Annotated in this window: 21 protein-coding genes and 1 riboswitch; of the genes, 6 read left to right on the top strand and 15 right to left on the bottom strand. The window is 40.4% G+C overall.

What is annotated here, in order from left to right; all coding sequences use genetic code 11:
* Positions 1 to 6: 6 nt before the first annotated feature.
* From thrC to SULAR_RS00270, 4 genes are all read right to left on the bottom strand, one after another.
* Positions 7 to 1,473, bottom strand: coding sequence for a threonine synthase (gene thrC, locus SULAR_RS00285; protein ID WP_008241739.1), 1,467 nt, complete (start codon positions 1,471 to 1,473; stop codon positions 7 to 9).
* A 248-nt stretch (positions 1,474 to 1,721) separates the two neighbouring features.
* Positions 1,722 to 1,796, bottom strand: a riboswitch (cyclic di-GMP riboswitch).
* A 124-nt stretch (positions 1,797 to 1,920) separates the two neighbouring features.
* Complete coding sequence (argB, locus tag SULAR_RS00280; RefSeq protein ID WP_008241738.1) at positions 1,921 to 2,772, bottom strand: acetylglutamate kinase; 852 nt, start codon at positions 2,770 to 2,772, stop codon at positions 1,921 to 1,923.
* The gene (locus tag SULAR_RS00275; protein WP_008241737.1) at positions 2,769 to 3,680 is read right to left on the bottom strand and encodes a tetraacyldisaccharide 4'-kinase; all 912 of its coding nucleotides are present in this window, start codon (positions 3,678 to 3,680) and stop codon (positions 2,769 to 2,771) included. Before SULAR_RS00275 ends, argB begins: the two co-directional genes overlap by 4 nt.
* Positions 3,677 to 4,504 carry a ferritin-like domain-containing protein gene (locus SULAR_RS00270; RefSeq protein ID WP_037999752.1) on the bottom strand — a complete coding sequence of 276 codons (828 nt, stop codon included), beginning with the start codon at positions 4,502 to 4,504 and terminating at the stop codon, positions 3,677 to 3,679. Before SULAR_RS00270 ends, SULAR_RS00275 begins: the two co-directional genes overlap by 4 nt.
* Positions 4,505 to 4,518: 14 nt before the next feature.
* Here SULAR_RS00270 and SULAR_RS00265 point away from each other — a divergent pair, with 14 nt between their 5' ends.
* Positions 4,519 to 5,124: an MBL fold metallo-hydrolase gene (locus SULAR_RS00265; RefSeq protein WP_008241735.1), complete on the top strand. Its 606-nt coding sequence runs from the start codon at positions 4,519 to 4,521 to the stop codon at positions 5,122 to 5,124.
* A 24-nt stretch (positions 5,125 to 5,148) separates the two neighbouring features.
* Here SULAR_RS00265 and SULAR_RS00260 read toward each other — a convergent pair whose 3' ends face one another.
* The 7 genes from SULAR_RS00260 to SULAR_RS00230 all read right to left on the bottom strand — a co-directional run bounded on the left by SULAR_RS00260 (position 5,149) and on the right by SULAR_RS00230 (position 10,560).
* The gene (locus SULAR_RS00260; RefSeq protein ID WP_008241734.1) at positions 5,149 to 5,409 is read right to left on the bottom strand and encodes a hypothetical protein; all 261 of its coding nucleotides are present in this window, start codon (positions 5,407 to 5,409) and stop codon (positions 5,149 to 5,151) included.
* A 52-nt stretch (positions 5,410 to 5,461) separates the two neighbouring features.
* Positions 5,462 to 5,845 carry a hotdog domain-containing protein gene (locus tag SULAR_RS00255; RefSeq protein WP_008241733.1) on the bottom strand — a complete coding sequence of 128 codons (384 nt, stop codon included), beginning with the start codon at positions 5,843 to 5,845 and terminating at the stop codon, positions 5,462 to 5,464.
* A gap of 240 nt (positions 5,846 to 6,085) precedes the next feature.
* A complete protein-coding gene (locus SULAR_RS00250) occupies positions 6,086 to 6,745 on the bottom strand; it encodes a winged helix-turn-helix domain-containing protein (RefSeq protein ID WP_008241732.1) in 660 nt (219 codons plus the stop codon).
* A gap of 134 nt (positions 6,746 to 6,879) precedes the next feature.
* The gene (gene cmoB / locus SULAR_RS00245) at positions 6,880 to 7,785 is read right to left on the bottom strand and encodes a tRNA 5-methoxyuridine(34)/uridine 5-oxyacetic acid(34) synthase CmoB (protein WP_008241731.1); all 906 of its coding nucleotides are present in this window, start codon (positions 7,783 to 7,785) and stop codon (positions 6,880 to 6,882) included.
* A complete protein-coding gene (locus tag SULAR_RS00240; RefSeq protein ID WP_008241730.1) occupies positions 7,786 to 8,316 on the bottom strand; it encodes a peptidylprolyl isomerase in 531 nt (176 codons plus the stop codon).
* 59 nt (positions 8,317 to 8,375) lie between these two features.
* Positions 8,376 to 9,902, bottom strand: a complete 1,527-nt coding sequence (gene rny / locus SULAR_RS00235) for a ribonuclease Y (protein WP_008241729.1) — start codon at positions 9,900 to 9,902, stop codon at positions 8,376 to 8,378.
* Between the two features lie 94 nt (positions 9,903 to 9,996).
* Positions 9,997 to 10,560 carry a 5-formyltetrahydrofolate cyclo-ligase gene (locus SULAR_RS00230; RefSeq protein WP_008241728.1) on the bottom strand — a complete coding sequence of 188 codons (564 nt, stop codon included), beginning with the start codon at positions 10,558 to 10,560 and terminating at the stop codon, positions 9,997 to 9,999.
* A 59-nt stretch (positions 10,561 to 10,619) separates the two neighbouring features.
* Between SULAR_RS00230 and SULAR_RS10785 the strand changes: the two genes are divergently transcribed.
* Both SULAR_RS10785 and ftsY read left to right on the top strand, forming a co-directional pair.
* Positions 10,620 to 11,291 carry a TlpA disulfide reductase family protein gene (locus tag SULAR_RS10785; protein WP_008241727.1) on the top strand — a complete coding sequence of 224 codons (672 nt, stop codon included), beginning with the start codon at positions 10,620 to 10,622 and terminating at the stop codon, positions 11,289 to 11,291.
* A gap of 3 nt (positions 11,292 to 11,294) precedes the next feature.
* Complete coding sequence (gene ftsY / locus SULAR_RS00220) at positions 11,295 to 12,161, top strand: signal recognition particle-docking protein FtsY (RefSeq protein ID WP_008241726.1); 867 nt, start codon at positions 11,295 to 11,297, stop codon at positions 12,159 to 12,161.
* On the opposite strand, the gene SULAR_RS00215 is transcribed toward ftsY, so the two are convergent.
* On the bottom strand, positions 12,154 to 12,858 hold the full coding sequence (locus SULAR_RS00215; protein ID WP_008241725.1) for a lysophospholipid acyltransferase family protein: 705 nt from the start codon (positions 12,856 to 12,858) through the stop codon (positions 12,154 to 12,156). The two genes, ftsY and SULAR_RS00215, sit on opposite strands and share 8 nt — an antisense overlap.
* Positions 12,859 to 13,043: 185 nt before the next feature.
* On the opposite strand from SULAR_RS00215, the gene radA reads away from it, so the two are divergent.
* The 3 genes from radA (at position 13,044) to SULAR_RS00200 (ending at position 15,234) form a co-directional block, all read left to right on the top strand.
* Positions 13,044 to 14,396: a DNA repair protein RadA gene (gene radA, locus SULAR_RS00210; RefSeq protein ID WP_008241724.1), complete on the top strand. Its 1,353-nt coding sequence runs from the start codon at positions 13,044 to 13,046 to the stop codon at positions 14,394 to 14,396.
* 16 nt (positions 14,397 to 14,412) lie between these two features.
* Positions 14,413 to 14,763, top strand: coding sequence for a holo-ACP synthase (acpS, locus tag SULAR_RS00205; RefSeq protein ID WP_008241722.1), 351 nt, complete (start codon positions 14,413 to 14,415; stop codon positions 14,761 to 14,763).
* Positions 14,764 to 14,859: 96 nt separating this feature from the next.
* The gene (locus SULAR_RS00200) at positions 14,860 to 15,234 is read left to right on the top strand and encodes a hypothetical protein (RefSeq protein WP_008241720.1); all 375 of its coding nucleotides are present in this window, start codon (positions 14,860 to 14,862) and stop codon (positions 15,232 to 15,234) included.
* A gap of 8 nt (positions 15,235 to 15,242) precedes the next feature.
* On the opposite strand, the gene SULAR_RS00195 is transcribed toward SULAR_RS00200, so the two are convergent.
* Genes SULAR_RS00195 through SULAR_RS00185 form a run of 3 tightly spaced genes read right to left on the bottom strand, consistent with a single transcriptional unit; the run spans position 15,243 to position 18,583 of the window.
* Positions 15,243 to 16,229 carry an SAM-dependent methyltransferase gene (locus SULAR_RS00195; RefSeq protein WP_008241719.1) on the bottom strand — a complete coding sequence of 329 codons (987 nt, stop codon included), beginning with the start codon at positions 16,227 to 16,229 and terminating at the stop codon, positions 15,243 to 15,245.
* Complete coding sequence (locus SULAR_RS00190) at positions 16,219 to 17,415, bottom strand: TolC family protein (RefSeq protein WP_008241718.1); 1,197 nt, start codon at positions 17,413 to 17,415, stop codon at positions 16,219 to 16,221. Before SULAR_RS00190 ends, SULAR_RS00195 begins: the two co-directional genes overlap by 11 nt.
* Positions 17,390 to 18,583: an aspartate aminotransferase family protein gene (locus SULAR_RS00185; RefSeq protein ID WP_008241717.1), complete on the bottom strand. Its 1,194-nt coding sequence runs from the start codon at positions 18,581 to 18,583 to the stop codon at positions 17,390 to 17,392. The genes SULAR_RS00190 and SULAR_RS00185 overlap by 26 nt, the downstream gene beginning before the upstream one ends.
* Between the last annotated feature and the right edge of the window lie 21 nt (positions 18,584 to 18,604).

The raw sequence follows: 18,604 nt of genomic DNA, 5'->3' as shown, positions 1-18,604 counted from the left end.
GCTAAACTATAAAAAGTTTAACATCTCTCCTTTAATGGACTCTTTTTCAACGATGACCGAATGGATCACAGGTTTCTCGAACAGCCCGTTTATCATAGGCGGTACAGATACACCTGCATGTTCACTCACCCATTTCAGTGCTTCTACATCATCTTTGACCTCATGTCCCAGTGATTTTGAAACAGACGGACTGAACTTGGTCCATTCTGCAGTCGAGTAGACCACCGTTTTGAGATCTTTTTCTCTTAATGTTTTATAGGCTCTCATACATGTGGCTGTATGCGGGTCCATAATGTACCCTTTTTTTGCATATTCGCCTACCACAGCTTCACACTCTTCATCATCTGAGAAAGAGGCATCAAAATCTTCACGCAACAGTGCGAGTTCATCTGCGCTCAACTGGTACTTGCCGTCTTTGGCCAATCCTTCCATCAATTCTTTGGTACGTGCTGCACCGAATTTATCAAACATAATACGTTCAACATTAGAACTTTTCAAAATATCCATAGCCGGTGATTCTGTCTGTATGAGTGTACGTGTTGTAAGATCATACGACCCCTTGGTGATCCAATCTGTCAGAATATTATTGATATTGGATGAGATAAGGATCTTTTCTATCGGCAAACCTGCTTTTTTGGCATAATAGGCACCTAAAGCATTCCCGAAGTTACCACTAGGAACAACCAGATAGATCTTCTCACCCATTTGGATGCTCTGCTTACGTACCAACTCCAGGTAGGAGTGGATATGGTAAATGATCTGGAAGATAATACGCCCGAAGTTTACAGAGTTTGCTGCTGAAAGTTTGATATTTCTCTCTTCCAATTCAGCCTTAAAGTCATCAGAGGCAAGCAGATCTTTGAGAGTATTCTGCGTATCGTCGAAATTACCTTTCACACCGATCACTTTCAGATTTGAAGCATCTTCTGTAACCATTTGCAGTCTTTGAACATCGGATGTACCCCCATCCGGGTAAAGACATGCTACCTGCACACCTTCCTGATCTTTAAAGGTTTCGAGTGTGGCAGGACCGGTATCTCCGCTTGTCGCTGCCATGATAAGATAGTGTTCACCCCTTTTTTGCGCCAATTTACTTAACACATACCCAAAAGGTTGCAAAGCCATATCTTTAAAGGCTCTTGTAGGACCATGGTAGAGCTCAGAGACAAAGCAGTCATCTTCGATCTGGGAAAGCGGTACAGGATTTGAAGGATCATCAAATGCATCATATCTTTTTAACGCTTCTACCAGTACTTCTTTTTCAATATCTATACCAAATTGTTCCAAAAAATCCAATGCCAATGTTTTATAATGGCTGGAGAGATGCCCCTCTAGGTATTCTCTATCTAACGTTGGGAGTTCTTTGGGTACATATAACCCACCAAAACTAGCACTTGGGCTGAGTATTGCTTCTGAAAATGGTACAGATGAAGGTTTCTGTCCGTCATTTCCGCGTGTCTCAATAAATTGCATCTATATTATCCTATGTTTATATGAATGATAATTATAGCTAAATAAGCTAAGGATTATAAGAAATTAGGGGGAATAAAATCTGAAGTAAACTCAAGTATCTAGTATCTATTTGCCCTACAATAATAGGAGAAGAATGATTTAGGGAAAAGAATGTCAACTAATAAAATCATAGAGACAAACAAACACTAAAATACTCAGGTAATAGAAGAAATGAAACTTTCTAATAGATAGAATGAGTTTATATCTCTATTGGTAGTCTGGCGATCTACGTGAGACCCATAACTTTCCGTACCCACCTCGCGATGAACTTGGCTTTTTCAATACAGTATAACCGTATGAAAGAATTATAACACACTTACCTAAGAGAAAGAACTTAAATTCTAAAAAAAATTTAAAAATTTATAATTTTTTATTGTTTTTCTCATTTAACCTATACAATTTATTGCTCTAGAGTTCGATACAGGTCCCTACACCAGAACTGGTCAAAATTTCCAGAAGCAATGAGTGCTCTACGCGACCATCGATGATGTGTGCTTTTTTGACACCACCACGCAATGCTTCTATACAGGCATCCACTTTAGGTACCATACCCCCTTGTATCGTTCCGTCTTCTTTGAGGGCTTCGGTTTTTTCTATACTCAGATTGGTGATCAGCTGCATCTCTTTATCTAACACACCAGGCGTGTCCGTCAAGAACAGTACTTTTCTTGCTTTCAAGGCTACGGCTATTTTGCTTGCTGCAAGGTCCGCATTGATATTGAATCCAGGATGTCCCATCGTACTGCTTCCCGCGATAGGAGCGATCACAGGTATCGCACCGTCCTCAATGATATTATTGACGATCTCAGGATTGACATGTTCGATCATACCCGTATAACCGAACTTTTCAAAATCTTTAGGGATCCCCTTTAAAAAACCGCCATCTTTTCCAGAGATCCCGATCGCTTTAGACCCATGATTATCAAGCAGGGATACGATCTCTTTGTTGATCTCTCCGCTCAATACCATCTCAGCGATACGCATCACCTCTTTAGTCGTTACACGCTGTCCATCGATAAATGTGGTATCTACCCCTAAATTGGCAAGAAGATCTGTGATACTTTTACCTCCACCATGTACGATAATAGGTTTCATTCCTACAAGGTGCAAAAGTACAATATCCTGTGCAAACTGTTCTTTTAATGCATCACTCGTTTGGGCAGAACCACCATACTTGATCACTATTTTTTCATTGGAAAACTTTTTGATAAACGGTAAAGCCTCAAGCAGCGTTTTTACAACATTGATATTATTTTTCATTCTGGATATCCCTTTATATATTCATCTACCTGAGTAAAGATAGTCTCTTGAATCTGTAATTTTAACTTCATTTCAGAGATAGGTAACTTAAAATCCTGCATTTTTACCGCATCTTTTTGCGTTACAAGAAGACTCTGTGCTGCATAGTCAGATAGGAGCATTTTCAGTTTTTCTTCCTCAAAATAGGCATGGTCTTCCAAATAGACTTTATGGACCACTCCCTCAGGCAGATAGGCATCAAGTCTATGTGGATGTGAGATGGCCGTTACCAATATCATTCTAGGTTGAAGATTTTCAAACACCACTTTTCGATGAAATGTCTTTCCCTCTTTTGCCACGATATCTGCGTACATTTTATTAAACCAGAATTCTCTAAATGCCCCTGCAGGGAAAGGGAGATAGTTTTTGATCTGTTCGGGTTCAAGTACAATATCAAATTTTTTTATCCCGACACGGTTAAATCCATCATCCAAAATGATACACTTTGCACCTCTTTCTTTGGCAAGCTCTATGGCTAAGGCCCTATCTTCACTGACGATCACACTTGTATGAGGCAATGACTGTGCCATTAACATAGGTTCATCTCCACTCTGTGTCACATCAACAAGTATCCTACCCTTAGAGCTGACCTCGACCAGCCCTTTACTTTTACGGCCATACCCGCGGGAGATGATCACTGCATCTTCAAGGCGTGTAGCAAGTGCTATAGTAAAAGGTGTTTTCCCGCTCCCCCCAACGATAAGATTCCCTATAGAGATAATGGGGATGCCGAAGTCTTTTGGGGAAATGACCACTCTGCGCATAGACATGATGGTTCCATAGATGAGTGAGAGAGGAAACAGAAGGAGAATCAAAGGGTAATGATACCACTTTGGTACAAAGAACATCGTTTCAAAAAATGCTCTCATGAACACTCCTTCGCACCCAGTTTTTTGATCTCAGCACAGGAGAACCCTGCCTCTTTTCTTGCTTCTACATTGACATAGGGACGGTGTTTTGAAAGCAACTGATAACGTTCAAGTATCTCAAAATAGACCGCTTCTTCACTTCCCTCTTCTTTTCCTGCTGCTTTACAGAGGTATTTAAACCATTTATCACCCTTGTGTACATGCTCTATCTCTTCATCATAAATGATCTGCAGTGCCTCTATCAGTTTTTTTACCTGAGGGTTTTTACGCTTGTTGTCCAGTTTTTTCATTATCTGGGGACTGACATCCAGACCTGATGCTTCATAATAACGCGGGATGACCGCCATACGCTCCAAGATATTCCCTGCAGTATGCTCAGCCGCATCAAAAAGCCCGCAATGTACAGGAAAATCCCCATAGGTATATCCCAGTTCTGTTAACAGACTCTGCAGCATTTTAAAGTGCCGTATCTCGTCATTGGCCACTTCCAGCCAATCAACTTGGTAATCGCTAGGCATATTGGGGTAACGATACACCGCATCTAGTGCCAGATCGATCGCAGAATACTCTATATGTGCAATGGCATGTACCAATGTGGCCAAGCCCTCTCTACTTTCAAAGTCTTTTCTCGCAGGCAATTCTCGCGGATCTACAATGTGACATTTGGAGGCATAGGAAGGTTTTGAAAATAATTGAGGCGTAAAATCATCATCACACCTTATTTCATTTTTGGTACAATATGCCAAACATTGAGCGGTCAACTCCTCTTTTATAAGAATATCATCACTCATAATGGCACGTTCTAAAAGACTAAATATATTCATAGGAGAATTATATCATGCAAATCAAAATACAACCTATGGGAGCTTACCAAACCAACTGTTACATCGCTACAGTGGATGGAAAAGATTTTATCATAGACCCCGGTATGGGTGCCACCCGATGGGTCATTGACAATGTCACCAATCCCGTTGCGATACTGAACACCCATGGACACTTTGATCACGTATGGTCAAATGCGGAGGTTCAAGAGAAACTGAGGCTGCCTATCTATTGTCCCAAAGGTGATGTATTTATGCTTACAGATGATCCTCTTGGGCAAGGTACGCCTCCGAGTGAACCGGACCATATCATCGTAGGTGATGAAGAACTGACCATTGAGGGGATCAAGATCAAATACCGTCACTTTCCGGGACATACACCTGGCTGCTCCATTATAGAGATCGATGATGTATGGTTCAGTGGGGACTTTCTTTTTGAACAGAGTATCGGAAGATGGGATTTCCCTTCATCAAGCGGAGAAGAGATGGTAAAGAGTTTAGAAAAAGCGCTCACCATAGACGGCGATTATACGATCTATCCCGGCCATGGCATGAGCACGACCCTGAAAGCAGAACAAAGGGTCATACCTTTTTGGATAGAGCAGGTGAAGAGGACGCTTTGATCCTCTACTCTGATTTATTGAAGATTAACCGCATTTTCCTGTACTGCATTTTCCTGCTTCACACTTCATAGAAGGTCCTAGATCACTTTTTTCTGCCGTTTCCGGTTTTCCTGTTGCACACTTTCCAGTGCCACATTTTCCTGCTTCACACTTCATAAAAGGTTTGAGATCACTTTTTGTTTCCGGTTCATAGCTTTCAAATGCACCTTCACTGTAAAGAATATATGTAAAGATCGCACCCAATATTGCCAGAGCCAGAAACACATAGAGAAAGAATTTTTTCATTGTCATTTACCTTGATTTGTATTTAAAAAGTGAAGTATAGCATAAGCTTCTGTTAGCCTAATACATGCGAAGGCAGTACGAACGTTGTAAAGCTACCCTCAAAGACTAATTTTCCATTGACAAATGCCTCTACTCCTACCTCAGCTTTCTTACCTTTGGTATTGACAACCGAAGCTTTACACAATACTGTATCACCGACCTTTACAGGCGCTATAAATTTCGAACTTGAAGCGCCCAGTACCACATACGGATCGTTCACTGAGGACATAGCTGCATAATCTGCCGCACCAAATATAAAACCGCCATGGACCAATCCCTGACTATCCGCCACCATCTGTTGTGTAGTATGAAGCAGAACCTCTGCATAGTTCTCCTGAAGCTTTGTCACCTTTCCACAAAGTGAAGTATTGATATCTAAATGTGTATTAAGCTGCATGAACAATCCTCATAGTTTTTAAAAATTATATCTAAAAAGTCTATTAATCACACGAAGTGTGCTTTGTCTCTATGAAGGACCTTGTAAGCATAGCGATTCGAGAATAGAGACGACTTTTGTTTTACTTTTCTAGAAAAGTAAAGGGAAAAACAAAATCACAGTTAAAGCGAAAGGAAATATATTTAAATTAAAAAAGTATAGAAGATTCATTCCCATCAAGATGATGGGAACATAAAAAGTTTAGTAAGAGAATTTATATCCGCGTCTTCTTACAGTATGAATCACTTGGAACCCAAGGATACTCTTCAATCTCTTTCTGATCTGATTGATCGCCACTTCTACAGTGTTGTCACTGACATACTCAGGCTCTTCCCAGAGTGCATTAATGATCTCATCTTTTGAGAAAACACGTTGTTTACGAAGTGCAAGGTATGCCAAAATATCAAATGTCTTGCCATTAAGAGAAACGATCTTCTCATCATATTCGATCTTTTTGTTCGCAATGTCGATCACAAGCTTATCGATGTTCACCTGTGTACCGAACAAGTGTCTCATATTTGCCAATACTCTTGCAGCGATAAGATCAGGATATTCACCGTGCTGATAGATCACATCATCGACACCCAACGAAAAGAAAGCAGATTGTGCTTTGACATTATTTGTCAAGATCATGATCTTCGTTTCGCTCTTTTTCTTTTTAACTTCATTCACATAACGCTCAAGTGAAAACTTTACACCTTCATCCACGATCACAACCAGTTCATAATGTCTAAAGTCTGTAAAGTTGGTCGCATCATACATATCTTTTGCATTGTCAACAATACAAATAAAGTATTTATCTAACTCTTTTTCAAGTTCCTTAACGTATTCATCATTGAAACCTACGGTTAATATTCTCATTCTTTTCCAATCCAGTAAGAAAGTCTTAAAAACTTAAATTTTGTCGACTTTTTGCTTTTATTAGCGTATTTATAGCTAAATCAACCTTATTTAAAAATAAAAGTAACTTTAAGAATAGGGATTTTTAAGCTGTTTTAAAGTGATTTCATTGCCTTTATATAGACTCTTTTAGGAGCAGGGTACCCCTCAACGGTCTTTGTTTGATCATCAGGGTCGAGGAAATCTTCCAGGCTTTGTGTCTCTATCCACTCTGTTTTTCTCTGTTCAGTCGGTTCTGTTTTCATGATCTCCAATACTTCAACAGTTTCAAACCCAGCCCTGAAGCACCAGTTCTTTAAAGCATTGACCGTAGGAACGAAATAGATATTTGGTATCTTTGAATAACGGTCTCTAGGCGTCAGACACATCTCGCCTTCACCATCTATCATAAAGGTATCTAGAATGAGTTCACCGCCTTTATTAAGGCCTTTAAAAAGTGACTTCAGCATAGCAATAGGGTCAGACCTATGATAGAGCACCCCCAAACAGAAGAGTGTATCAAACTTATGTTCATAGAACTCTACATGCTCTACACCCAATAGTTCATAGACAATGTCAGACTTGATAAAATGGTTGATGAACTGAAACTGGGAATAATAGATAGCAGAAGGATCAAAGCCTATCAGTTTTTTAGGTTCCTGGGACAACATACGAAACAGGTAATATCCATTGTTGCATCCTATGTCACCCACAACCTTGTCTTTCAGGTTAAAATGCGGTTCTAGCAGATTGTATTTTATTTGGCTTTGCCATTCAGAGTCTATGAAAAGATCATTGATCTGAAACGGCCCTTTTCGCCAGGGCTTCATCAGAAGTGCCGTCTCTTTTATCTGCTGGGCATCCTGTCGACTAAGGTCCTTGATCTGAACCTCAACCCTATCTCCAAGCGTTACCTCAACATTCTCATACGTTTTAAGTGATCTGATAGCATCCTGAAAAGGTGCGATATTTTTCCACGTAAGCCATTTCTTACGCTCATCTCGTAAACTGTTTAAATCCATCTATTTTTTGATATATGCTTTTTGAATAACCTGATCGAACATTGGTCTGTCCCCTCTACCCGTCGAAACATTTTCCATCTTACGTACTGCATCTTCACCTGAAATCACTTCACCGAATATCGTATGTTTACCGTTTAACCAAGGGGTTGGCGCAAGTGTAATGAAGAACTGACTTCCGTTTGTTTTAGGTCCGCGGTTCGCCATAGCCAACAACATCGGTCTATCAAATACAACATTGGGTGCGAATTCATCTGCAAAATCTTTTTTCCAGATAGACTCACCGCCTCTTCCTGTACCTGTAGGGTCACCACCCTGAATCATGAAACCTTTAATGATCCTATGAAAAATAAGTCCATTATAGTAACCGTTTTTGACATGCGTAGTAAAGTTTTCAACGGCAAGCGGTGCCACTTCAGGATACATTTTTAATTCTATTTTCCCTACATTGGTTTCAAGTACTACAATCGTATCTTTTGCATAGGCTTGAACAGCCAAACCTATAAAGAGCAAAGCGACCAATAATTTTTTCATCTATCTTCCTTTTCATAATGTATCTATTTAATATGTGCTTATTATAACGCGTTTAACGTTTATTTCGCATAATTGACAGCACGGGTTTCACGGATCACATTCACTTTTATTTCACCGGGGTACTGTACTTTTTCCTCTATCTCTTTGGCAATTTCCTTACTTAAGAGTACGGTTTCATTGTCATTCATCTTTTGGGCATTGACAAATACACGTATCTCCCTGCCTGCATTAATGGCATAGGCTTGCGTGACATACTCCTTACTCAGTGCAATATCTTCAACCTCTTTCACACGTTTTGTAAAGCTTTCAAGCACCTCTCTTCTTGCTCCGGGTCTTGCTGCAGAGAGTTTATCTGCAGCACATACCGCAGCACTCTCCACAGAGTCAGGTTCCTCATATCCATGATGGGCATAGATGGCATTGATCACCGTAGGGTGTTCTCCATGCTTACGACAAAGCTCTACACCGATATCTACATGTGAACCACCCATATCCTGTGTCAAAGCCTTGCCGATATCATGCAAAAGACCGGCACGAAGCGCAAGTTTTTCATCTCCACCCATTTCGGCAGCCATGACACGCGCAAGTTTGGCTACCTCCAAAGTATGTGCCAGTGCATTCTGTCCATAGCTGGCTCTGTATTTCATACGGCCCAAAAGTTTCACCAGTTCTTCATGCATAGGAAAGAGCCCTAGTTCTATAAGGATATTTTCACCCTCTTCATATGTTTTTTGTTCGAACTCCTCTTCCACTTTGGCATGGACTTCCTCTATACGACCCGGATGGATACGTCCATCTTCTACCAGTATCTCTATCACCCTGGTTGCAATAGCCCTTCGATAGAGATTAAAACTGCTTACAAGGATCACACCCGGTGTTTCATCTATCACGATATCCACACCCAAGAGCATCTCCAGTGTCTTGATGTTCCTACCCTCTTTACCGATGATACGTCCTTTGTGCTCATCACTTGGCAAATTGACAAGGTTGATCAGACGCTCTCCTGCAAAATCACCTGCATAACGCGTCGTGGCCTGTGCCAAAATATAATTGGCTTTTCGCTCACCCTCTTCTTTTGCTATCTGCTCATACTTGCGTACAATATTGGCAACATCTGCACGGCTCTGCTCTTCCACCTTCTCTAAAATATATGCTTTGGCTTCCTCTTTGGTCAAAGATGCGATATGTTGCATTTTATCTACAGTATTGGCAATCTCTTCTTGTTTTCTTTGCTCAAGTTTATCTAACTGCTTCTCTTTCTCCAATACCCTCTTTTCCAAGAGTTTTAAACTTTCTTCTTTAGACGTCAACTCTTTGGTTTTCAATATTAAGGTGCGGTTACGTTCATCTACCTTTGCCACACGTTTTTGAAACTCATGCTCTTGTTCCAACTCATTCTCTTTTATCTTTACATGTGCAGATTTGAGTAAAAGTTCCGTCTCTTTTGCTATCGCATTGGCCTTGGCTTTGGCTTCTGACTCTATATATGAGAATTTGTTCTGTGTGCTCTTTTTTAACCACAGGTAACACACACCTGTGCCTATAGCTGCACCAGCTATACCAGAAACCCCTATTATCCCTAACATTACTTATCCTTTGCTCATTACATATCCCCTAACATACGAACCAGGTTCCTACGCTATGCGATCATCCAAGCTTTGCTTTTTTAGCAAAACCTATTTAAGCGGTGATAATCATGTCTGCTTTTACATCATAATCGTCTGTTATGATCTCTTTGCTGTAACACAATTCACGCGCTACAAAAACTGTTTTGTTGATATATCTATTCTGTTTTTCATAAAATCTATCATACATACCTTTGCCAAATCCAACACGTCTCAGTGTTAGATCGACTCCCACAATAGGTACGATAGCAATATCTATATTTTTTATTCTGTATTGTTTTGAATCGTTGGGTTCTTTTATCCCAAACTTCTTTTTCTTTAGTGGAAGTCTATATTTTACCAACCTAAAACTTGCACCTTCCATAAACGGTACATAGAGCAGTTTCTTCTCCATGCGTAATCTCCGTATGAGAGGATAGATATTCACCTCTGTTCCCAAAGGGATATAAAGCATCACCGTATTAGCTTTATTCTCCACAATATATTGATAGAGTGCCTGTACTATTGTCTTATCTTTTTTATAACTGCCACATCCTGAAACCCTCTTTAACCGTTCCAGGCTCTGACATCTAAATTGCTTTTTTTTACCCTCTTTTGTCATACTCATCCATCTATTCATCTTATTATTTATTGCTCTTTGGCTATAATCGCCAGACTAATTATACCAAAAGGGTCTGTGTGCATAAAAAAACAGCTGCGCTTCTTTCATTATTACTATTACTACTCATTCTTTTGATCGTCTTTATCGTAAGAGAAGAGAAACAACCTAAATCCACCCCTCTTCCCACTGAAAACACAACTGAAGTGATTGCAAAAAAGGATAAAACGCTACAAAAAGGTGTGCTTCCTCAAGTGAAATCATCGGTACCGAAAACACCCTCAAAGGTCTTTACACTCATCAACACGAAAGTGCAAAGTCATAAAGTGGCTATTTCCGATCAACAAGTCGTTTTTCAGGATGCCAAACAACCGATTGTCATGGTCAATCTTTTTGCTACATGGTGTCCGCCTTGTATCGGAGAAATACCCTATTTGAATGATCTTCAGAAAAAATACAAAGAAGAGCTTTTTATTGTAGGTATACTTACCCATGACACGATCACACAAGATGCATTGGGAAGCTTTATGGCAAAAAACCAGATCAATTATTTTATCTCCAACGGTACAGAAAACGATACCTTTGCAGATCATCTGGCAACGACACTCGACCTGCCTAAGAACTTTCCGATCCCCCTTACAGTCATATATGTCAAAGGGGAGTACTTCACACACTATGAAGGTGCCGTTCCCGTCGAGATGATAGAATACGATATACAACAAGCAAAAAAACAATTAGAAGCAAGGGAATAGAACATGTTTAATTTATTAAAAAAAGTATTGGGTAAAACCAGTGATGCCATCAAAGATGTTGCACCAACAAAACGAAAAGTGATCCCCAAAGATGAATTTGAAGATATTTTGCTTGAAGCAGATGTACATTATGAACTTGTAGAAAAAATTTTAACCGGATTGCCTGACAAGATAAATCGAATCCAGGCATTCAACTCACTTATCTCTGTTTTTCAGTATAAAGCAGACTTCAAAGAGAGTGATGCCAAACCTTTTGTAGAGATGATCATAGGTGTCAATGGTGCAGGAAAGACAACGACCATTTCCAAACTGGCATATCGCTACAAACAAGCAGGTAAAAAGGTGATTCTGGGGGCTGGAGATACTTTCCGTGCCGCAGCAATAGAACAGCTTACAAGATGGGCAGACAAATTAGAGATCCCTATCATTGCGACACAACAGGGGCATGATCCCTCTGCTGTAGTCTTTGATGCGATCGAGTCTGCAAAAGCCAAAGGTTTTGATAATATCATCATTGACACCGCAGGGAGACTCCACACACAAACGAACCTGAGTGAAGAACTCAAAAAAATGATCCGTGTCGCAGGAAAAGCGCTTGATGGTGCTCCACACCGTAAAATGCTTATTCTGGATGGTACACAAGGCAGTTCTTCTATCAACCAGGCAAAAGCATTCAATGATATGATCGGGGTTGATGGTATCATCATTACTAAACTTGACGGTACCGCCAAAGGTGGTTCTGTATTCAGTATCGCTGATGAATTAAAATTGCCTATCTTTTATATAGGTACGGGAGAACAGCCTCAAGACCTTATTCAATTCAAGGCGAATGAGTATATCAATACGATACTCGACGAGATCTTTATTTAGAGGTCTCAGCCTCGTCATCAAGAGAAAACATTTCACGATACCTGATCTCAAGGCTTGTTTTCTCTTTGTAATCGATGACATCACCAATGACAATGGTCACCTCTTGTGCCAGTTTACTGTCATTTAATGCATTTTTCAATGCCTTGTCCGCATCCGTTTTAATATACACAGGCAAAATAGGCAGACGGTTTTTCAAAGCGATGAGGCGTGACCCCTCTTTGAATGTTGTCACTGCTTTGTCTGTTTTATTTCGTGTCCCTTCAGGAAAAATAAAAATGGATTCTCCACGTTTGACCGCCTCTTTTGTCTCAGCAAAAAAACCGCTCATCTGGCTCTTTTCTCTATCAAGGAGTATGGAACCCGCATTCCGGACAAAAAGTCCAAAGAAAAAAGAGTTATAGAGCTCTTTTTTGGAGATCCATGGACCAAATATTGTTGTATGCTTCAGTGCTACTTCTATGAGAGGCGGATCAATGATACTTCTATGGTTCACCACAAGGAGATATTGGCCCTCTTGTGGCAGTTTTTCCGGATTTTCAACCTTCACTGAAATATGTAAAGCATCAAGCTGTGCCTCAGAATAGGCAAGCCTTAATCTTTTGATCTCCATAGGGTCCTTGACTTTACTTAATCTATACCCAAAACTGTTTGTCAGATAAAGACCGTAGAAAAGCTGTTTAATAGTATTAAATGTCACTGGTTTTCCTTCATATATGCCGGAATTATAACCAAAAGAGTTAAAAAGTATACATGATATACCACCCTGTCCATCTACACATCATTGACATTCGGAGAGCTTTAAAAGATGTCAATATGACATATTTTCTCATTTTTACATCATATCATCCTATAATACCATCACAATAGAACAGAAGGCAAATCATGGCAAAGAAAAAAACACTATTTGAATGTCAGGCATGTGGATTTCAATCTCCAAGATGGATGGGAAAATGTACATCATGTGATCAATGGGAAACAATGATCGAACTAAGTGCTGACCAGATCAAATTTCTGAAAGAGACTTCAAGTTCCAGTGCTTCAGGTTCAGCTATCCCCAAAGCAAAACCGATTACACAGATAGAAGAAGACAATATTATGCGTTTTACCTCAGGAAGCGGAGAGCTGGATCTGGTACTGGGCGGAGGTATTGTCCCGGGTTCACTTACCCTCATAGGAGGCAGTCCGGGGGTCGGAAAATCGACCCTTCTACTCAAGATCGCAGGAAACCTGGCAAGAGCATCAAAAAAGGTCCTCTACGTCTCTGGAGAAGAGTCTGCCGGACAGATAAAACTGCGTGCCAATAGACTGGATGCAAACCATGAAAACCTTTTTCTGCTCCCTGAGATCAATCTTGGTTCTGTCCTCTCAGAGATCGGTAATCACGCCTATGAACTGATTGTCATCGACTCCATACAAACCCTCTACTCTGATGAAAACCCCTCTGCTCCTGGTTCGGTCACACAGGTACGTACGATCACTTTTGAACTGATGCGTATCGCGAAGTCTTTACAGATACCTATCTTTATCATCGGGCATATTACCAAAGATGGTTCCATAGCGGGTCCTAGGGTCCTAGAACATATGGTAGACACGGTGCTCTATTTCGAAGGAGATACAAACTCCGACCTTCGTCTACTGCGCGGGTTTAAAAACCGTTTCGGGGCGACCAATGAAGTGGGTATTTTTGAAATGAACAAAGAGGGATTAAATGATGCAAAAAGTATGGCAGGTAAATTTTTCAACAAGGACCATCTCCAGTCAGGTTCTGCACTCACTGTTATCATGGAGGGAAGCCGTCCTATCATCGTAGAGGTACAGGCACTGGTTTCAGAATCCTATGGACATCCTAAAAGAAGTTCGACCGGTTTTGATAACAATCGTCTGGGTATGCTTTTGGCACTCCTTGAAAAGAAACTGGATCTGCCTTTGGGTACCTATGATGTCTTTATCAATGTCTCAGGAGGGATCAAAATACATGAACCCTCTGCCGATCTTGCGATCATCGCAGCTATATTAAGCAGCTATAGAGACAGGAAACTGAGTGCAGAGACACTTTTTCTGGGTGAAGTCAGTCTGACTGGTGAGATACGTGAAGTCTTAGGACTCGCTCAACGTCTCAAAGAGATCGCAACGCAAGGATTTACAAAAGCGGTCATACCCAATAAGCCACTTGAAAAAACTAACGTTAAATGTTTTATAGCCGATGAAGTCTCTAAAGTTGTTGAGTGGATGTAATAGATATAATATAGGTATGAAAATAGGAACAGATATCGTAGAGATCAAGCGAATAGAAAAAGCATTAACACAGTTTGGTGATAAATTTAAACAACGTTTTTTGAATCCCCAAGAGATCGAATTCGTACAAAAGACAGCCTCTATCGCTGGATTTTGGGCAGCGAAAGAGGCTATTGCAAAAGCGTTGGGTTGCGGCATTGGCAGTGAACTCACATTCCATGATATCATCATCACCAAAAATTCCCGTGGTGCTCCTACATTTATACTCAGTAAAGAAGCACAAAAAATACACCAGATCAAAACATCTTCGCTCTCCATCAGCCATGATGGAGGGTTTGCTATCGCCGTTGCAGTCATTAGCCAATGACCACCCTCTTACTCTTCTAGATTTTAAAAAGTATTATTGTAATTATCGGTGGATTATATTACAATAAGCATATGATTATTGCCTAAAGGAGTAGATATGAAATATAGCATCATCACTATCGCTATTCTGATGCTCTTGGGAGGATGTGACCAACCTACTGTGGAAAATAAAGTCAAAAATACCCCTCATGTTGTAAAACAAACGTACCTTCCTCCCCCTCCAAAGAAAAAGATAAAACTCAAAGAAGTGGATGATACCAATTTTGATACAGCCTACATGTATCCCAAAGATAAAAAGAAAAACGAAAAAATAGAGATAGCTGAGCAAATGGCCAGTACCACTTCAAATACCATGGACAAAGAAGAGTGTATTGCGATGATCACGCAAGAAAAGTTCGAAAAATATGCTGCGATGTTCGGCAGTGAAGCTGCTTCCATCAAACGATGTAAAATGCTCAAAGCGACACGATAGCAGAAACGCTACTTTCTGAAATGTATCAATTTAAACCTGTCTCCCATCATCGTGGGAGATATCAGTGTTTTGATCTTATCTGCTTCACTCATATACCTTGCCTGCGTTGTCTGTTTGGCAAAGCTTTCAAGAATATCAATGATCCCAAAGCGTATTAAAGCACGCGCCTGTGTCTCATAAGCAACTTCTTCAAAACCTGCTGCTGTAAATGCTTCACTGACATGTCCAAAGTTCACATCATACGTAATATCATCTTTTTTATAAGATTCAGACAGGACCAGTGCTTCATCAAACAGAGGAAAGGTTTCATGTGCCCTGTAGACACGTATGGAGAAGTCATTACGTACATACTTCTCACCATAATCAAAAGAGACAAAATCACATCTCTCTATACCTTCTGCCATCTCCTTTGCAAACGCCTCATAGCCTATGGCGATCTCACCCTGTTTTAAATGATGTTTTTTAGCCCAGTTCAACATCTCTTCAGGCGCTTCTACCCACTCTATCTGATCTTCTTTGACCAGGGCTATCTTGTCATCTTTTAAAAGTTCGCAAGGGAAAGCATCAAAAATTTCATTGGCGACAACAAATGCATAGGCTGCTTCAACTTCTGCAATGTCATTAAAATGTGTGATCTGTATATCAGTACCAAAACGCTCCTCTATATAAGCCAATTGCGCTTTTTGCACTTCAGGCTGGCGTTCTACGATACCAAACTTCAGTGTTTGTACCAAAGTCGGGTCACACGTATAAAGCCACTGTATCATGTCACAGATCAAATATCCCTGGTGTGCACCTATCTCTATCAGCCATCCGTTCCTGTCTGCCTTACCCTCTTTTAAAAGAGTATAGAAATAATTGGCAATACTGGCACCAAAAAATCTGCTGGTACTCACAGCTGTATAGAAATCTCCGGATTTACCTATCGCTTTAAAATTTTTATAGTAACCCTCTTCGCCATACAGCCATGCATTCATATAGTCGCTAAATTGCATTCTCTATCCGTACATAAAGTTTTAATAACTGCAGTTGTTTATCTATATGATATATTTTTTGATCTATCTTTCTTATCTCTAGAGAGTTATGCATAACCTCCGCATCAAAAGAGGTCTTCTCACCTGCATCTGCAAGATTTTTCGTTAAACGATAGAGGCTGTTGTAGACCTTTTCATCTTTTTGGGCCAAGAGGATCTTTTTATCCAGAATACTTAAACTGTTATGGATCCAATCATACTCTTCGTCCACCGTCTCTTTTCGGTCAAGCAATTCTGTTGCAGCCCTTAGCTTTTCAACTTTACTGACCTCAATGTCAGAAAAAGAGTTGATATCCAATGGCATGGAAACTGTAAAACCGTAGGTATAATACTTTTCTTCAAGACCGGGTCTCGCGAACAGTGGGTTAAGATCTGCATCCGTATACTGCCCTTGTAAAGAGACTTCAGGAAGGTACTTTGCCCATGTCACTTTTTGGTTATAGTCTGACTGAGCAGCACGCAACCTATCCCTTTTAAGTTCTAGGTTTGATTCACTGTAGTCTGTTTTACTCATCAGTTTTAATGCAGGGAGATGTAACTTCTCCGGATCTTTATCACTTAAGAGGGCAAACTTCTGTTTGAGCTCCATCAGTGTCAGGTCCATTTCAAGCAGTGCCGTTTCATCCTGACTTTTTTTCAGAATTGCCTGGTCCAAAAAACTGCTGTCAAGTAGACCGGCATCATAACTGTCACGTTTTTGACGTATATCGATCGCATCATTTTTGATCTGATACTTCATTTTTTCTTGTTCAAGTTTGGTTTTTTTCAAATTAAAAAGTATGGAGATAGCATCACCGATCATCGTACGTTTTTGAAGCTCTATATCTGCTCTCGTTGCATCACGGAGTGCCTGTGAGTACTTAATACCATAATAGATCCCCCCTGATTTAAATATAGGCTGATCTATAATAACAGAGTACCCTCCGGTTATCACCGTTATATCGGTAAACTGTGTCGTAAAATTCTTACTGTACTGTACTCTGACTGGGTTCAACCAACTCTTCGAAAGTATATCACTCTCAAGTTCATTGCTCTCCAACTGATAATCAAAGATCAGCTCTTTATTATCAGAGAGGATGTCACCCAATTCATCTGCATATATCAGTGATGATGCTAGTAAACTACAAAGAAGAAATAGCTTTTTCAAAACGTTTGAACCCTTCATCGATCTCATTTTTACTGATGGTGATACTTGGCAGAAAACGTACTGTATTACGTCCTGCTTTAAGGACGATGAGACCTTCAGCCATACAGTTCTTTATCACACCTGCCTGAACTTCAGCACTTTGAGCACGAAGTCCCCGCATCAATCCCAATCCTACTTCTTTTTCAAACAAATGTGTATACTTCTCAGCCATCTCATTCAGTTTCTGGGAAAAGTATACCAGTGTCTCATCAATGGTACCATCATCATACAAAGGATACAAGATATCCAACACTGCTAGACCCGCCGCAGTACTGAGGTAATTACCTCCAAATGTACTTCCATGATCTCCAGCCACCAGAACATCTTTATGTTTGGTCATCACCGCACCGATAGGCACACCGCCGCCAAGTCCTTTGGCAAGGGTAATGATATCCGGTTCGATCTCGTAAAGATTGGAAGCAAGGAACTCGCCGGTACGATAGACACCTGTTTGCACCTCATCCACGATAAGCAGTACACCTTTTTCTTTAAGGTGTTTAGCAAGTTGTTGGATCTCTTCTTTCTCAAAAGGCTGCACCCCGCCCTCACCTTGAACCAGTTCTATAAGTACCGCTACGGTCTCATCATCGATAGCTTTGTAGACATCCCCGATACTCTTTTCGTAGCTGAATCCTTCCGGATAAGGTGAAAAGTTCGGTGTATGGAAACTCTCCTGACCTGTAGCCTTGACTGTGGTGATCGTACGGCCATGAAATGAGTGTTCAAGCGTGATCACCTTGTAACGCTTATTCTCAAATTTTGTCTCACCATACTTACGAGCGATCTTGATCGCCCCTTCATTCGCTTCTGCACCGGAGTTCGCAAAGAATACTCCCATATCATAGCCACTAAGCTCTACCATTCTCTGTGCCAACTTTGCCTGTGGCTCTATCACTTGAAGGTTTGAGATATGAATAATATTTTTTGCCTGATTACAGATAGCTTCAACCAGTTTAGGATGGTTATGTCCTACGGAGTTTACAGCGATACCAGAAGCAAAGTCTATATAATCTTTACCATTCTCATCATAGAGTGTAGATCCTACACCTTTGACGAAGTTCGTATAGTCACGTGCATAGGTTTGAAGCACATATTGTTTATCTTGTTGTTCTAAATTCATTTTTTCCATCTTTATTAGTCTTTACAGTAT

Source organism: Sulfurovum sp. AR (genome assembly GCF_000296775.1).
Lineage (GTDB): Bacteria > Campylobacterota > Campylobacteria > Campylobacterales > Sulfurovaceae > Sulfurovum > Sulfurovum xiamenensis.
This window is presented reverse-complemented; position numbering and strand designations above follow the sequence as displayed.

What these genes read in the sequence shown, in the direction of transcription:
- SULAR_RS00185 (WP_008241717.1), bottom strand. Translation starts at nt 18,583, where the DNA reads ATGGAAAAAATGAATTTAGAACAACAAGATAAACAATATGTGCTTCAA.
- SULAR_RS00200 (WP_008241720.1), top strand. Translation starts at nt 14,860, where the DNA reads ATGAAATATAGCATCATCACTATCGCTATTCTGATGCTCTTGGGAGGA.
- SULAR_RS00255 (WP_008241733.1), bottom strand. Translation starts at nt 5,845, where the DNA reads ATGCAGCTTAATACACATTTAGATATCAATACTTCACTTTGTGGAAAG.
- ftsY (WP_008241726.1), top strand. Translation starts at nt 11,295, where the DNA reads ATGTTTAATTTATTAAAAAAAGTATTGGGTAAAACCAGTGATGCCATC.
- SULAR_RS00260 (WP_008241734.1), bottom strand. Translation starts at nt 5,409, where the DNA reads ATGAAAAAATTCTTTCTCTATGTGTTTCTGGCTCTGGCAATATTGGGT.
- thrC (WP_008241739.1), bottom strand. Translation starts at nt 1,473, where the DNA reads ATGCAATTTATTGAGACACGCGGAAATGACGGACAGAAACCTTCATCT.
- SULAR_RS00270 (WP_037999752.1), bottom strand. Translation starts at nt 4,504, where the DNA reads ATGAATATATTTAGTCTTTTAGAACGTGCCATTATGAGTGATGATATT.
- SULAR_RS00195 (WP_008241719.1), bottom strand. Translation starts at nt 16,229, where the DNA reads ATGCAATTTAGCGACTATATGAATGCATGGCTGTATGGCGAAGAGGGT.
- acpS (WP_008241722.1), top strand. Translation starts at nt 14,413, where the DNA reads ATGAAAATAGGAACAGATATCGTAGAGATCAAGCGAATAGAAAAAGCA.
- SULAR_RS00265 (WP_008241735.1), top strand. Translation starts at nt 4,519, where the DNA reads ATGCAAATCAAAATACAACCTATGGGAGCTTACCAAACCAACTGTTAC.
- SULAR_RS00240 (WP_008241730.1), bottom strand. Translation starts at nt 8,316, where the DNA reads ATGAAAAAATTATTGGTCGCTTTGCTCTTTATAGGTTTGGCTGTTCAA.
- radA (WP_008241724.1), top strand. Translation starts at nt 13,044, where the DNA reads ATGGCAAAGAAAAAAACACTATTTGAATGTCAGGCATGTGGATTTCAA.
- SULAR_RS00230 (WP_008241728.1), bottom strand. Translation starts at nt 10,560, where the DNA reads ATGAATAGATGGATGAGTATGACAAAAGAGGGTAAAAAAAAGCAATTT.
- SULAR_RS00275 (WP_008241737.1), bottom strand. Translation starts at nt 3,680, where the DNA reads ATGAGAGCATTTTTTGAAACGATGTTCTTTGTACCAAAGTGGTATCAT.
- argB (WP_008241738.1), bottom strand. Translation starts at nt 2,772, where the DNA reads ATGAAAAATAATATCAATGTTGTAAAAACGCTGCTTGAGGCTTTACCG.
- rny (WP_008241729.1), bottom strand. Translation starts at nt 9,902, where the DNA reads ATGTTAGGGATAATAGGGGTTTCTGGTATAGCTGGTGCAGCTATAGGC.
- cmoB (WP_008241731.1), bottom strand. Translation starts at nt 7,785, where the DNA reads ATGGATTTAAACAGTTTACGAGATGAGCGTAAGAAATGGCTTACGTGG.
- SULAR_RS00250 (WP_008241732.1), bottom strand. Translation starts at nt 6,745, where the DNA reads ATGAGAATATTAACCGTAGGTTTCAATGATGAATACGTTAAGGAACTT.